Source organism: Paenibacillus zeirhizosphaerae (assembly GCF_030705605.1).
Classification (GTDB): Bacteria; Bacillota; Bacilli; order Paenibacillales; family Paenibacillaceae; genus Paenibacillus; species Paenibacillus zeirhizosphaerae.
Genome location: NZ_JAPCKK010000016.1, coordinates 532,556 through 547,448 on the forward strand (window position 1 = coordinate 532,556; position 14,893 = coordinate 547,448).

Here is a 14,893-nt window from a genome sequence, read left to right on the forward strand (position 1 = left end):
TTTCACCCCCTTGCATGTTTAACCAGCCGCAAAATTAAAGTGTAGCCAGCATAAATTCAGTAAATTTGGTACTGACCAGCTTGCCTTCAGGCAGGGTCTTATTGATCAGAGCCGTCAGCCTGTCCGCAAATTCCTCACGCCCTTTGGCCGTTTTAAGCTGCTCCGGCTTGGTGTCCGCAAATGTTTGGATGACAATTGGTTTAATGCTGATGTCCTTAATTTTTTCGAATGATTCCTTGGCCTTGCCGTTGTTCAATTGGAAAGCAATATTGACGGCAACGACATAATCCGAATCCGCCAGATTGGTGCGAATCTCTTTCATTTCAGAAGTCACTTCAACAATTTCATCTGCAGAGAGCTTCGGAGCAGAATGCTCTTTGGCAGCAGCTTTTGATGATTCCCCGCCTGTTAGCTGTGGCAAGAGTAAAAAAGCGGCCAATACGATTAGTGTAATCCCGAGCAGCGTCGTAAGCAGCCAAGGCAGCATTTTCTTCATTTTTCTTCCTCCGTTTGTTGCACTTTTATCGTGGCGGCATGCATGCCGATTTCACGATTGTAATCCTTGATCAGAGCTACAATGTCAGCCGCTTTCTCCAGCACAATCAGCCTTTTTCCCGTCACCAGGGTGACATACGTATCAGGCGTTTCTTCCACGGTTTCAATCAATAATGCATTCAGCCACATCGGTGAACCGTTCAACCGCGTTACAGGAATCATCGCTGCTTCTACCTCCTGATTGACGGGGGAGCTAGGCTCCCCCGCTGTTCATAAATTAACGTTTCAGGTTAACTACTTCTTCAAGGATGCTGTCACCGGTTGTAATGATACGGGAGTTCGCCTGGAAGCCGCGCTGGGAAACGATCATCTCGGTGAATTCGTTCGTAAGATCAACGTTCGACATTTCAATCTGGCCAGAGATAATGGCACCGGTTCCTGCTGCAGCATCGTTGCCGCCAAAGAACTCTTCAATCGTTCCGCCTTCAATCGCATTGTTGGTAAGCCGGTATAAGCTTCCACCAATTTTCTCAAGACCTTCTGTGTTGGGAACTGTCGCCAAGCCTATTTGCGTGTTTAACTCAATCGTTCCGTCTTCCATTGTTTCTGCAATGAATCCATCCTGCTGAATGGTGAAAGATGTGGTATCATCCCCAATTTGGATAGGTACTCCACCGGTATCACATACATACATGCCATCCGAAGTCACCAGGTTGCGGTTGGCGTCAACATGGAAATCACCGGCACGCGTCAGGTACGGCACCTCCTGATCTTCTGTCATTTTGATGAGGAAAAATCCATCACCGTTCACACGCAGGTCAGTCGGATTATTGGTTGTCTGCGCACTGCCGGGCAAATGCAGCGTATCAATGGAGCTTACCGTTACCCCGAGACCAATTTGCTTAGGGTTGACACCGCCGCCAGCATCGCTAGGAGCACTTGCACCTGAAGTGGTCTGGCTTAACATATCCTTAAACATAACCCGGCTCGATTTAAAACCTGTCGTATTCACGTTGGCAATATTGTTGCCGATGACATCCAACTTTGTCTGAAAGCCTTTCATGCCGGAGACGCCAGAGTATAAGGACCTTAACATGAATCAAATTCCTCCTAAGTGGGTGGTGTAAAACGGACAACCGCTTCTGTCGATCAGCGGTTGCAGTTCCGGCTTCCTGTCGGGCCAGCCGGTTAAATGATTACAGCGCTGTCGATCTGGGTAAACACATTATCCTTCATGGATTGCTTATCCATAGCAGTGACTACTGTACGGTTTTGGACGTTGACGATCAAAGCCATATCCTGCATCAGGATCAACGACTCCTTTGCCCCTTTGGCCGCCGCTTTATCCACCGCCGATGTAATCTTCGCCATTTGCTCGGAGCCCAACTCAATGCCACGCTGTTCCAGGCGCTTAACAGCATGATTACTTAACGTAAGAGTCTGGGCCTGCTCCTGCAGCACCTGTTTAAAGGATTTGTTCTCATGGTTAACCGGAGTACCGCTATGTTTGGGGACGGCCCCTGGCGGCACTTTGGCGGGAAATAAACGCCCAACGATCATGGATTCGTTCATGGTGTTACACTGCTTCCTGCTTCCGTCTCACCTGCTGGCTCCTCCGGTATTGATTCTTTCGAATCTTCTCCCGCAGGGTTTTTAATGGACGTAATGTCCGTCAGAGCAATCTCCTCTTTCCCAACAGTGGCATACTGTACTCCGTCTCGTATCACAATTGAATCTACAATGCCGCTCTGTACAGTGCCCTCTGATTTTTCACCAGTGATGGGATCCGTCTTGCCTTCACTGATCCAGCTGACTTCCTTACCGATCATCGCAGAAGATACACCAAGCGATTCACTCATGGCCGTTAGCTGTGAGGAAATGTTCATCAGCTGTTCTACCGAGGTGAATTGGGCCATCTGCGCGATAAACTCTTTATCCTCCATCGGCTGCATCGGGTCCTGGTTTTGCAGCTGTGTGATCAGCAGCTTCAAAAATTCGTCTTTGCCAAGTGAGCTTGTGCCGCTGCTGTCGCTTTTTGTACTGCTTGCAGCCCTGTTCACATTGGGTTCGGCGTAATTCGGCCACATATTTGGTGTGGATGCAATACTCTCTGAAGCCATTTGTTGTTCACCCCCATTTTAAGCCTGCGCGGTAAACGAGCTTTGTCCTGTACCATTCAGACGTTGTTCCTTCGTCCAACTACGAAGCTCTTCTGCCATTTCCGCAGCTTTCAAAGCATCCTCATTTTCTTCTTTGCCACGGCTCCTGGAACGTCGTTCCTGCTGCTGCTGGTTAGCGCCGGATCCCTGATCCTGCTGGTATAAATGAGAGGACAAGGACTCATTGTGAGTGACTTCAACCTTACTCACCTGAATGCCCTGGTTGTGCAAGCTGGCGCGAAGGTGGGACATCTGTTGTTCAAGCAGGTCTTTTGCCCCGATATGCTCAGTCATAAACTGGGCCACAAGCTGGCCGTTCGACATGCTAAGCTTTACCTCGAGCTGGCCTAAATGGTCCGGACGCAGCATAATTGTCGCTTCGGACAACCCGCTTTGCTTGACGATATCGAGCTTTTGCACGACAAACTCCGTCATTTCCTTCGCAAACTGTCTGACATGTACCACTGGTTTCTCAGCCAGGGCTGGTGCTGTGCCGTTATTTTGAATGGCCAATTGTCCTGCAGTAGTCACATTATTCAACGGCATTTCATCAGCCTGCTCCGAAGATGCTGCGTCGATCTCCTGTCCGGCTTGAGTATTACGGTTGAATCCGTCACCGTTTTGTCCAGATTGCGGTCCGCCTTGCTGAACCTTCAGCTGGAACAAAGCATTGGAATCGGACGAATCTGCAGCCTGTGACTGCATCATTTCAGTCTCGAAGGATTGAGCTGGCTCAACAATCGTTTGCAAAGACTGCAAAAGCTTCATAGCTTGTGATTTTTCCTCATCTGTCGCAGCATTCAGCAGCTGTGCCAGGCTGTCCTGGAGAGCAAAACGGATGGTTGCCGGATGCTCCGCCAGGTTGAGCGTAGCGCCCATCTCAGCATCTGCACTTCCCGCATCTCTGTTCAGATACTGCTGCACTCCTGCCACCCATGCCTGAAGGGCAGAGAACAGTTCCGGGTTGCTTTGCAGCAGATCATCCAATTGATCAAGATCATTCATCAGATCAGGCAGCATTTCAAGCAACTCTGTCCCGGTGCCCTCCTCTTCAAGCGCTCCGCCAATCCCGGCCAGCAGTTGAACAGAAGAAGCCATGAGGCCAGGCGCCGCTCCCGCATTTTGCCCTGCTCCTATGACCTGAACAAGCGTCTCGTTAAATCCTGAGCTTCCCTGGGCTGGGCTGGAAGTTGATGATGAACCTGCTTTTGCTACAATCCGAGCTGTAGGAGCGCCCAGATTATTCGGTATCGTTGACATCTATTTTTCACCTCCTTTCCAGACATGACACAACGTGTCCTCACATCAGTTGCTGGCCAGCAGCTTGTTCAAAATTTTGGCCGCCTGTGCTGAATCACTCCTCGACATCTCTTCCAGCAGGCCAGAACGGGTGGCACTATCCACCGTACGCAAAATGTTTAACGCTTTTTCCGGGCTGATCTTATAAGTCTGCAAAATCAACTCGGCACCCTCTCCGGGATCCATCGAAGCAAATGTACTGCCCACAGCTTGGTCGTCCATTTGCCCTGTAGACGCCGGGGTGGTTTTCTCCTCTTGCTGCAAACGGGCTTGAAGGGCAGCAACCTTCAAATCGCTTGAATCTGTCGCATTTTTCAAATCCATCGTGATTTCAGCAGCCTTTTGCGGGTCCATTTTAGCGAGGATTTTCGACTGGTTCTCTGGTGCCATGTACATAAGCATCTGTACAGTTTCCAGATTGGTCAGATTCGACAAAATGGGAGCAGCCTTGCTTGGACTCATTTCCTCGTACATGGAGGACAGGTTTTTGATCTGTTTCAAATACGGATCTTCATCCGCCTCAGAAGTCGCGGCAGCTGCTGCTTCCTGCTCGGCTTTCGCATTCTGGAGCTGCTTTTCCAGCTCCTGAACCTTCTGGTCCCGCTCGGCCTTGGCGGCGGCGGTTTGCTTCAGTTCCGTCTCCTGCTGAGACAGTTCGCTTTTCAACTTTTTAATTGTGGCCTCGGAGCTATCGGCCTGGGCTTTCTTATCCGCAGCCTTTTGCTCTTCAGACGCTGGCTTCGGATCGGGTACCCAATTCTTGACTAACGGAATTTTGTTGGCCGTCTGCAGCAGACTGCTGCGAAAATCCATGTTAAACAATGTAAGCAGAACACCAACAAGCACGATGGTGAAAACGATCGGAATGAGAAAGAATAACACTCGCTCAATACCACCGGCAGATTCCTTTTCAAGTTCCATTTCATTTTGTGGCATTTTTCTCCCCCTCTGGCAGGACCTTCATCCCAGAGCAGCCTAACGTGCTCTCATTGCATAACGAACGGAAGCCATCTCATCCAGTTCATTCTGTTCGTGGAGGAGCAGTTCCTGTTGAAATTTTGCCTTGGCCTTCTCTCTTGCCTTAAGCCAAACCTGCTCGTCCAACATTTTATCCGTCAAAAGATTTTGTTTACTTTGCACATTCATCTGCGCATGTTGAACATCTTTGTTTTTGCGTAAGATACATTGTTCCAGGTGTCTGACGTATGCCTGTAATTCCTGGATAGAGGAAAGCGGAACACAAGCCTCCGCTGCGCTTTGGATGGCGAGTGATACCCGCTCCTTCTCGGCGGTGATCTGCTGCAGCGTTTGTTCCTCGGATTGAAGCTTGCCTACTGCGCTTGACAGCATCCATTCGGCTTGTGATTTTTCATTTGACTTTAGATCAACGACTTTCTGAAACGAATATTGGAATTTCATTTTTCAGTAGTCAACTCCTCATAAACTCAGAAATCAATCGCTCCCGCACTTCCTGCAGCTCCACCTTTTCGTCTGTCCGCTGCCGGGTGAAATCCCATACATCCTTAATCCGCTCAATAGATTCATCAATTTCGGCATTCGTACCACGCTGATAGGCACCGATGTTGATCAAATCCTCCGAGTCTTTATATACAGCCATCAGCCTTTTTACATTTTCGGCCGCTTCAATTTGGTCCCGTGGCGCAATATCTTTCATGACCCGGCTAATGCTGGCCAGCACATCGATAGCGGGAAAATGTCCCTTATTAGCAATCGCACGGTTCAGAACGATATGACCGTCCAATATACCGCGTACCGCGTCCGCGATCGGTTCATTCATGTCGTCCCCGTCCACCAGCACGGTGTAAAAGGCGGTAATGGAGCCAGCCGGACCGGTGCCCGCCCTTTCCAGGAGCTTCGGCAGACTGGCGAACACCGACGGAGTGTATCCCCTCATCGCAGGCGGTTCGCCGACAGCCAGCCCCACTTCGCGCTGGGCCATGGCATATCGGGTCACCGAATCCATCATGAGCATCACATTCAGTCCCCGGTCCCTGAAGTATTCAGCAACCGTAGTGGCGATCAACGCCGCCTTGATGCGAATTAATGCCGGTTGGTCGGAAGTGGCCACAATAACGACCGACCTTTCCAATCCTTCAGGACCAAGGTCCCGTTCAATGAAGTCAAGAACTTCACGTCCCCGTTCGCCAACGAGCGCAATGACGTTAACATCAGCAGCCGTATTGCGGGCAATCATGCCCATCAGCGTACTCTTCCCGACCCCGGAGCCTGCGAATATACCTACACGCTGCCCCTTTCCCACCGTCAGCAAACCGTCGATAGCTCTTACACCGATACTAATCGGCTCCTGAACTCTCGGTCTGCTCAACGGGTTCGGAGGTGTGTTGAATGTCGAATATCGCGCCATCCGCGAAGGAATCAGCGAGCCGTCCAGCGGCTGTCCCAGCCCGTCCAAAACCTTGCCCAGCAGCTCAGAGCCTACCTGAATGTTCAAAGGCTTCCCTGTCCCTACCACATCACAGCCGGGACCAATGGACTGCAGTTCGCCAAGCGGCATCAGCAGCACTTTATTGTCTCTGAAGCCAACAACCTCGGCCTGCAGTGGCTGGGCATTTTTACCGGGGTAAATATAGCAGACATCACCGATACTGGCGTCAGGGCCTTCTGATTCCACCATGAGGCCTATGACCTGTGTGACCTTGCCGTTCACCCTGACAGGGTCCAGATTTCTGAGATGCTCCAGATACCGGCCGGAATTAAACTCCTTCATGCCTTTGCTCCTCGCTATCTAATGCCACTCGCAGCAGCTCTTTCTTGATTTCTGCCAACTGTGTATCGATCCGGGCGTCTACGCTCCCGAATGCGGAACGAATGACGACACCCCTGTCTTTTACAGAACCGTCAGGAATAATTTGCAATTCCGCCTGGGAATCAACCGTCAGGGCGAGCTCCTCGCGCGCGGCGTTTACAAAAGCGAAGTGAGCGGGTGCCACACAAAGTGTAATTGTCCCCTGCTCCCGTTTACGGGCCAGATTTTTGCGGATAAGCTCAATCATATATTCGGGCTCGATGCTGAGCTGTTTATCAATGACCTTCTCCGCGATCCCGCAACTGAGATCTACCAGAAACGGTTCTGCTTCCAAGATAAGCTGTTCTTTGACTTCATAGGCATGAAGAAGCACTTCCTGCGCTTCTCCCATCATCTTATCTGATCTAGCCTGCCATTCCGCTGCGGCAAGCCGCTGTCCTTCCTCATATCCCTGCTGAAAGCCTTCGGCCTTAATCGATTCGATCAGTTGTTCATCCTGCTCGCGTTTCTCCTGCCACCAGACAGCAATTTGTTCCTGTGCCTCCTGAAGCAACCGTTCTGCTTCCTCTGCTGCACCTCTGACCTGCTTTTCAGCAAATTCCTTGGCATCGGAAAGAATTTCGTCTCGCAGCTTTTCAGCTTCCCGGTCGATTTGCGGCTCCAAGTGCTGCTCCTGTACTGCCTCTTCTTCCTCGTGCGTCTCCGTTGTCTGGTAGACCTGCGCAAGCTCAAGCTTCTTCAGTGTTTCTACGGGAATATATTGGAATGACTTGATCACATTAGACAATGATGTCATCTCCTCCGCCGCGGGCAATTATGATCTCTCCGGCTTCTTCCAGTCTCCGGATTATGGAAACGATACGCGTCTGTGCTTCTTCCACGTCACGCAGCCGGACAGGGCCCATAAATTCCATCTCTTCCTTGAAGGTTTCCGCCATTCGTTTAGACATATTGCGGAAAATGGCATCACGTACTTCTTCGCTTGATACTTTGAGCGCAAGCTGCAGATCAACATTCTCCACATCACGCACAATACGCTGAATCGAGCGGTTGTCCACATTGACGATATCCTCGAATACAAACATCCGTTTCTTGATTTCCTCAGCAAGCTCAGGATCCTGTATCTCCAAAGAGTCCAAAATGGTTCTCTCCGTACCGCGGTCTACACCGTTCAGGATTTGCACGATGGATTCGATGCCACCAGCGTTCGTGTAATCCTGAGTTACAGTGGAAGAAAGCTTCTGTTCCAGCACTCGTTCAACCTGGGCAATAACCTCCGGCGAAGTGCTGTCCATTACCGCCACTCTTCTTGCCACATCCGCCTGCTTCTCCTGAGGGAGAGAGGATAGGATGGCGGCAGCCTGCTCAAATTTCAGATAAGAGAGCACCAAAGCAATAGTTTGCGGACTTTCATTCTGGATAAAGTTCAAAATCTGATTTGGATCGGCCTTTCTGGCAAAGTCAAACGGTCTGACATGCAGCGTCGCCGTCAGTCTGTTGATCACTTCAACCGCTTTTTGCGAGCCGAGCGCTTTTTCCAGAATGTCGCGGGCATAGTTGATGCCGCCTTGCGAAATATACTCCTGAGCCAAGCAAATCTGGTGAAACTCCGCCAAAATGGCATCCTTTTCGGGAGCCCCAACTGATCTTACATTGGCAATTTCCAAGGTCAACTGCTCTATTTCATCATCTCTCAAGTGTTTGAAAATTTGTGCGGATACTTCCGGTCCAAGCGTGATCAGCAGGATCGCCGCTTTCTGTCTTCCGGATAATCCAAGTCCACTTGCCTTCGCCAATGCATTCACCTCTATTCGTCAGCCAACCATGTACGCAGCAGGTTGACGAACTCGTCAGGCTTCTTCTTGGCCAGACTTTCAAGCTGTTTGCGTACTTGATCTTCACTTGTCACACTTTCCAAACTAATGGAAGGAAATTCTGTCGGTGGAGGCAGGATCAGATCATCTTCATACTCTTCTTCTGCCTGTCTGCGGCGGTTCCGCATAATCAGGATAATGGCTATGGCCACTAGAGCGAGTATCGCAGCTCCAATTCCCCATACCCAAGGGTTAGAGAGTGAAAGCCATGTTGTCGGCCCCTGTTCAGGCGCTGCCTCCTGCGTAATCACCTTAACTTTAGCCGCAAGCTGCTGTTGAGTGAATGGAGTTCCGGAATCCGTCAATGACGCGCCAACGATATTCGTAAGCACCGTTTCCATATCAGCAATTTGTGCTGGAGTTAAAGCCGTTTGTTCCGAACCTGTTTCAACCGCCACATTAATGGTTAAATCTTTAACAGTATAAGGGCTTGAGACGACGTCTCTTGCGATTCTGTTAACTTCATAATTAATCGTGCTGGATGTTTTTTCGGATTCGCTTGTACCCGCCGCTGCATCTCCACCGGGATAGCCGGGAACATCCTGTTCACCTGTACCGGCAATCCCTCCGGTTTGCCCGCTTGTACCTGATGAGGTTTCAGAGGTTTCCTGCGTACTGATTTCGATGCCTTTCATTCGTTCCTGATCAACAGGCGTAACCAATTGCTCTTTGGAAGTCACCTTGTCGAAATTAAGCTGGGAAGCTACCAGCACATGAATCCGGTCCGCACCTACATATTGGGATAAAAATTGTTCTACCTTGGCTCTGACATCACTCTCAAACTTTTTCTGCAATGCCATATTTTCTTGAACGCCGTTAGATAGACCGCCCTGACCGCCCTTCACGGTCGGTATTAGCTCATACTCGTTATTGGTAATGGTGATATTTTCAACCGGCAGATTGGGAACGGCGGTTTTCACCAAGTTAAAGTAACCGTCAATTGCCTCTTGGGACGGTCGGAACCCCGGCTCAAACTGCATGACGATGGAGGCCGAAGCCTTGTCTTCCTCTTCAAGTCCTGCGAAGATATTTTCCTGTGGAAGGTTGATAATCGCTTTGGCGCTTTTGACACCGTCCATCTGTCCTAGAAGCTGCTGAACCTCACCGTTCAAAGCATTGTTATATTTCACATTAAACTCGTTCTCGGTCATGCCGATGGCATTTGAGGATTTGTCAAACGCACCCAGGCCAATCGACCCATTCTGGATGAGCCCCTGTGATCCGACAGCGACTTTGGCTTCTGCTGCAGATGCGCTGGGAATCGAGATATCCGTCCCGCTGGCACTTAACTTATAAGGGATGCCCGCTGAGTTCAGATACTCAATTACCCCAGCAGCATCATTAGCATTCAAGTCCCGGAAGGCAACTTCGTACTCCGTTTTTGTGAACTGCATAGTCAGCACCGCGGCAGCAAGCACGACAAACGCGAATGTCGCTATGAGCAGTATTTTTTGTTTTTTGCTGAAATTGGTCCAATATCCGACAAGCCTGTCACGATACTGGGCTATTCTTTCGTTCACTGTGTCACCCCATCCGAAACTTTGCTAATTCTCATTAAAGCTGCGTACGCATAATCTCTTGGTAGGCTTCTATCGCTTTGTTCCGTATTTGGGTAGTGAACTGCAAAGACAGCAAAGCCTCTTGAGAAGCAATCATTACTTGGTCAACATCCACCTGACCTATCAGGAATTTGTTCGACATTTCCTGCGAATTGATTTCCTGCTGGTTCACCTGATTCAGCGCATCCTCCAAATAGGCCCCAAATTGACGCAAAGATTCCGCAGGAGTCTCCTGCGTCTTCGAATTGTTCAATGAAGCTGCCTGCTGCACCGATGGGGACTGGATATTGAACATTGTATTTTGAATCATCTATTTCTCTCCCTCCATTGATAAAGCGATCTTAACGATCATTTACCGATCTCCAACGCTTTGCTGACCATAGCCTTTGAAGCATTCAGCGCTGTGACGTTCGCCTCGTAAGATCTTGAAGCGGAGATCATATCTACCATTTCCTTCGCGATATCCACATTCGGCATATACACATAACCGTCCGCATCCGCATCCGGATGTTCAGGGTTATAGACCGGCTTAACCGGTGAGCTATCTTCCCGAATCTCTGCAATCTTTACCCCTGAAGCCGTCGTACTGCCGTTCATCCGTGCGTTCAGCATATCGGCAAAGCTGGATTGATTAGGCTCCAGAACTACCATTTTTCTGCGATAAGGAACCGCCTGCCCATTGATTACCTGCGCCCGGGTGGTTTCTGCGTTAGCAATATTGCTTGAAATGACATCCATCCGCAAACGTTGTGCAGTTAGGGCTGAAGAACTAATACTAAAACTATTGCTGATATTCAATTTGTCCTCTCCCCCCATATCAAAAAATGTCTTCTCTTGTCTAAAAAAAGAATTTTCAACAATTAGTGTTTATTCTACTTTTTTCGATACTAATTTTTCGTTTTTACACAAACTTAACTAGGACTTAAGTAGATACATTTACCATGTTTTTGTATATTCTAAGTTTCGTAGAACTTGGGACTAATTACAATAAGAAAAAAGCCCTATCTTTTCGAAAAAAGTGGGCTTTTCATGGGTTTATTGTTAAATTTTGTTTCTTTTCAGTGAATATTATCGAATTTTTTCATCGATACACGTCTTAACAAGCTTTTTTATCCTACCAAAGAATCGGGTCATTCTTCTCTTTTTTGCTGATCAACGCAATTTCGTTATCCTGCTGAATACGGTTATTTCAGTCCCAATCAAAAAAATGAAAGCGATGCGCTTTAAAGAATATACTGACTTAAGTCCCGGTCATTCGCAATATCCCCCAGTTTTTCCTTCACATATTCGGGAGTTATCAGCATTCGGTCCAGTGTCAACTCCGGAGCCTCAAAGGAAAGATCCTCAAGCAGTTTTTCAAGTATGGTATGCAATCTGCGGGCACCGATGTTCTCGGTATTTTTATTTACAGATTCCGCAATCTTCGCGATTTCCCGGATCGCGGCTTCAGAAAATTCGATTTCAATCTCCTCCGTCCGCAGCAGATCCACATACTGTTTCGTCAGTGCATTTTGCGGTTCGGTCAAAATGGAGACAAACTCCTCCAGTGTCAGACTGCTCAGCTCTACCCGAATTGGGAAACGGCCCTGCAGCTCAGGAATCAGATCCGATGGTTTGGCCAGATGAAAGGCACCGGCAGCGATAAACAAAATATAGTCCGTTTGTACCGGGCCATACTTCGTCATGATGGTTGACCCTTCTACAATCGGGAGAATATCACGCTGTACACCTTCACGGGAGACATCCGGACCGCTTCCCTTGCCCTGGGTTGCAATTTTGTCAATTTCGTCAATAAATATAATGCCTGACTGTTCAGCTCGGGTAACGGACTCCTGAATGACATCGTCCATATCGATCAGCTTGGCCGCTTCTTCCTGAATCAGCACCTTACGCGCCTCTTTAACCGTAAGTTTGCGCTTCTTCATTCTTTTAGGCAGCAAGTTGCCGAACATCTCCTGCATGTTCATGCCCATCTGTTCATTGCCTTGTCCGGCAAACATATCGAACATATTAGGAGCTGTATCTTCAACTTCGATTTCGATCACTTCATTTTCCAGATTCCCTGACAGCAAGTCAAACTTAACCTTACGCCGTTTCTCCATGACCGATCCGTCCTGCTGCTCCGGCTCCTCCTCCTGCGTCTGTCCCGCATTTCCTCCAAACAGCATTTCAAACGGATTGCGCTGGCTCTTGCTGTTGCGACTTCCAGGTACAAGAATTTGCACAATGCGCTCATTGGCCTGTTCTTCCGCTTTATCCTTAACCTTGTCTGTACGCTCTGCTCTGACCATCCGTATAGAAGTCTCGATTAGGTCCCTTACCATCGATTCCACGTCACGGCCCACATAACCGACTTCTGTAAATTTCGTAGCTTCTACTTTGACAAAAGGAGCCCCGACCAAACGAGCCAGCCTACGGGCAATCTCCGTCTTGCCCACACCTGTCGGCCCAATCATCAAAATATTCTTGGGCACGATTTCGTCCCGGACATCCTCAGCCAGCCTGCTGCGGCGGTAACGGTTGCGGAGCGCAACCGCTACCGACTTTTTGGCTTGCTTTTGACCCACGATATATTTATCCAGTTCAGCAACAATTTGTCTCGGTGTTAACGCTTGATTGTTCATATCCATTCCTCCAGCTCCTGAGTACTCAAAGCCGATATTTATACTACAATTCTTCTACAATAATGTTGCTGTTCGTATACACACAAATCTCCGAAGCTACCTGCAGCGCTTCTCTTGCCATCTCCGCGGCCTCCAGGCCTGATCCATGACGTTTCAGAGCACGGGCTGCAGCGAGCGCAAAATTGCCCCCGGACCCAATAGCAAGCACGTCGTCATCAGGCTCTATAATTTCGCCCCCGCCCGATATGAGCAGCATCCCGCTGTTATCCATAACAATCATAAGGGCTTCAAGCTTGCGCAGAATACGATCCTGCCTCCAGTCCTTGGCCAATTCTACAGCCGCCCTCTGCAAATTCCCATGGTGTTCTTCCAGCTTGCCCTCGAATTTCTCAAACAGAGTAATAGCATCGGCGACTGAACCGGCAAAACCGGCGACTACCTGGCCGCGATATAACCGTCTTACCTTTTTGGCCGTCTGCTTCATCACTACGTTATTGCCGAATGTCACCTGACCGTCTCCGGCAATCGCGCCTTTACCGTTATGACGAACTGCACAAATCGTAGTGGCATGAAATGACATATCCATGCGGCGCCCTCCTTTATGGCTAGGGCCGCTGCACAATCTATGCAACAGCCCTCAAATATTTTTAGATTATAGAATTTATATATTTTCAGCGGGGCTGAACCATTCTATAATCGCAAGAAAAATTACCAGTAAATGCGGTCTGGCTTCTTTGAAATTATGTCTTATGCTTCCTGACCCACTGGCATGACGTGTGCTTCCTGGATATAGCTTTGGATGCTGTTTAGCGCACGTTGTGCCAAGGCTTCGTTCTTCTCTTTTTTGTTGCGGATCCTAGTTTCCAGCTTCGGAAAGAGACCGAAATTGGCGTTCATCGGCTGAAAGTGCTTAAAGTCTGCAGTCGTAATATAACGGGCCATGCTGCCAAGCGTTGTGTCCTCCGGGAAAACGAGCAGCTCCTGCCCCTGTGCCGCACGGGCGGCATTCATTCCTGCAAGCAGGCCGGAAGCTGCCGACTCCACGTAACCTTCCACCCCTGTCATCTGGCCTGCAAAGAAAAGTCCACGGCGTCCCTTAAACTGATAGGTAGCTTCCAGTTGCTTGGGCGAGTTGATAAAGGTATTACGGTGCATCACTCCGTAACGCACAAATTCGGCATTTTCAAGACCAGGAATCATGGAGAACACCCGCTTCTGCTCTCCCCACTTAAGATGGGTTTGGAAGCCTACCAAGTTATATAGTGTACCTGCCGCATTATCCTGACGAAGCTGTACCACCGCGTAGGGCAGTGTGCCTGTATGCGGATTAACAAGCCCTACCGGCTTCATCGGACCGAACAGAGCCGTCTGCTTCCCGCGCTGCATCATCACTTCAATTGGCATGCAGCCCTCAAAATAAATTTCTTTCTCAAACTCTTTCACCTGAGCCACTTCCGCCGAAATAAGCGCTTCATAAAAAGCGTCAAACTCTTCCTCATTCATCGGGCAATTGAGGTAGGCCGCTTCTCCCTTGTCATAGCGGGAAGCAAGATACACTTTGCTCATATCAATGGAATCCTTCTCCACAATCGGGGCGGCAGCATCGTAAAAATAAAAATACTCTTCGCCCATCAGCGCTTTGATTTGCTCAGAAAGTGCTGGAGAGGTCAAGGGCCCTGTCGCCACAACAACAATCCCATCCTGCGGAATTTCCTGAAGCTCCTCATTCACAACCTCAATCAACGGATGCTGATGAAGCGTGCGTGTAACTTCTTCGGAAAATCCGTCCCGGTCTACCGCTAGCGCTCCGCCCGCAGGCACGGCATTGCGGTCAGCCGCACCCAGAATGAGCGAGTCCAGCATTCTCATCTCTTCCTTCAGCACGCCCACCGCATTGGTCAAACCGTTAGCCCGCAGCGAATTGCTGCAAACCAGCTCGGCAAATTTATCTGTATGATGCGCTGGTGTTTTGACCACCGGACGCATTTCATATAAACGGACAGGCACGCCTCGACTTGCGATTTGCCAGGCAGCTTCGCTTCCGGCCAAACCTGCACCGATGACGGTTACCTTTTGTACATCCACCACTTCAATA

At 49.3% G+C, this 14,893-nt stretch carries 17 protein-coding genes; all 17 read right to left on the reverse strand.

What is annotated here, in order from left to right; genetic code table 11:
- Positions 1–34 precede the first annotated feature (34 nt).
- On the reverse strand, positions 35–496 hold the full coding sequence (locus OIN60_RS12195; protein ID WP_305755130.1) for a flagellar basal body-associated FliL family protein: 462 nt from the start codon (positions 494–496) through the stop codon (positions 35–37).
- Positions 493–717 (reverse strand): flagellar FlbD family protein, encoded by a 225-nt coding sequence (locus tag OIN60_RS12200; RefSeq protein WP_305755131.1) that lies wholly within the window; start codon positions 715–717, stop codon positions 493–495. Before OIN60_RS12200 ends, OIN60_RS12195 begins: the two co-directional genes overlap by 4 nt.
- A gap of 55 nt (positions 718–772) precedes the next feature.
- Complete coding sequence (gene flgG / locus OIN60_RS12205) at positions 773–1,591, reverse strand: flagellar basal body rod protein FlgG (protein ID WP_305755132.1); 819 nt, start codon at positions 1,589–1,591, stop codon at positions 773–775.
- Positions 1,592–1,683: 92 nt separating this feature from the next.
- A complete protein-coding gene (locus tag OIN60_RS12210; RefSeq protein ID WP_305755133.1) occupies positions 1,684–2,067 on the reverse strand; it encodes a TIGR02530 family flagellar biosynthesis protein in 384 nt (127 codons plus the stop codon).
- Complete coding sequence (locus OIN60_RS12215) at positions 2,064–2,615, reverse strand: flagellar hook capping FlgD N-terminal domain-containing protein (protein ID WP_305755134.1); 552 nt, start codon at positions 2,613–2,615, stop codon at positions 2,064–2,066. The genes OIN60_RS12210 and OIN60_RS12215 overlap by 4 nt, the downstream gene beginning before the upstream one ends.
- Before the next feature lie 18 nt (positions 2,616–2,633).
- Positions 2,634–3,914: a flagellar hook-length control protein FliK gene (locus OIN60_RS12220; protein WP_305755135.1), complete on the reverse strand. Its 1,281-nt coding sequence runs from the start codon at positions 3,912–3,914 to the stop codon at positions 2,634–2,636.
- Positions 3,915–3,959: 45 nt separating this feature from the next.
- Positions 3,960–4,889: a MotE family protein gene (locus OIN60_RS12225; RefSeq protein WP_305755136.1), complete on the reverse strand. Its 930-nt coding sequence runs from the start codon at positions 4,887–4,889 to the stop codon at positions 3,960–3,962.
- A gap of 39 nt (positions 4,890–4,928) precedes the next feature.
- The gene (gene fliJ / locus OIN60_RS12230) at positions 4,929–5,372 is read right to left on the reverse strand and encodes a flagellar export protein FliJ (RefSeq protein WP_305755137.1); all 444 of its coding nucleotides are present in this window, start codon (positions 5,370–5,372) and stop codon (positions 4,929–4,931) included.
- Between the two features lie 10 nt (positions 5,373–5,382).
- The gene (gene fliI / locus OIN60_RS12235) at positions 5,383–6,702 is read right to left on the reverse strand and encodes a flagellar protein export ATPase FliI (RefSeq protein ID WP_305755138.1); all 1,320 of its coding nucleotides are present in this window, start codon (positions 6,700–6,702) and stop codon (positions 5,383–5,385) included.
- A complete protein-coding gene (locus OIN60_RS12240) occupies positions 6,689–7,528 on the reverse strand; it encodes a FliH/SctL family protein (RefSeq protein WP_305755139.1) in 840 nt (279 codons plus the stop codon). Before OIN60_RS12240 ends, fliI begins: the two co-directional genes overlap by 14 nt.
- Entirely contained in the window at positions 7,521–8,546 is a 1,026-nt protein-coding gene (gene fliG, locus OIN60_RS12245) for a flagellar motor switch protein FliG (RefSeq protein WP_370872473.1), read from the reverse strand. The genes OIN60_RS12240 and fliG overlap by 8 nt, the downstream gene beginning before the upstream one ends.
- A 2-nt stretch (positions 8,547–8,548) precedes the next feature.
- Entirely contained in the window at positions 8,549–10,135 is a 1,587-nt protein-coding gene (gene fliF / locus OIN60_RS12250) for a flagellar basal-body MS-ring/collar protein FliF (RefSeq protein ID WP_305755141.1), read from the reverse strand.
- Between the two features lie 34 nt (positions 10,136–10,169).
- Positions 10,170–10,484: a flagellar hook-basal body complex protein FliE gene (gene fliE / locus OIN60_RS12255; protein ID WP_305755142.1), complete on the reverse strand. Its 315-nt coding sequence runs from the start codon at positions 10,482–10,484 to the stop codon at positions 10,170–10,172.
- A gap of 38 nt (positions 10,485–10,522) precedes the next feature.
- Positions 10,523–10,972: a flagellar basal body rod protein FlgC gene (gene flgC, locus OIN60_RS12260; RefSeq protein WP_305755143.1), complete on the reverse strand. Its 450-nt coding sequence runs from the start codon at positions 10,970–10,972 to the stop codon at positions 10,523–10,525.
- Between the two features lie 425 nt (positions 10,973–11,397).
- Complete coding sequence (gene hslU / locus OIN60_RS12265) at positions 11,398–12,798, reverse strand: ATP-dependent protease ATPase subunit HslU (protein ID WP_305755144.1); 1,401 nt, start codon at positions 12,796–12,798, stop codon at positions 11,398–11,400.
- Positions 12,799–12,841: 43 nt separating this feature from the next.
- Entirely contained in the window at positions 12,842–13,384 is a 543-nt protein-coding gene (gene hslV / locus OIN60_RS12270; RefSeq protein WP_305755145.1) for an ATP-dependent protease subunit HslV, read from the reverse strand.
- Positions 13,385–13,545: 161 nt separating this feature from the next.
- Positions 13,546–14,886 carry an FADH(2)-oxidizing methylenetetrahydrofolate--tRNA-(uracil(54)-C(5))-methyltransferase TrmFO gene (gene trmFO / locus OIN60_RS12275; RefSeq protein ID WP_305755146.1) on the reverse strand — a complete coding sequence of 447 codons (1,341 nt, stop codon included), beginning with the start codon at positions 14,884–14,886 and terminating at the stop codon, positions 13,546–13,548.
- Between the last annotated feature and the right edge of the window lie 7 nt (positions 14,887–14,893).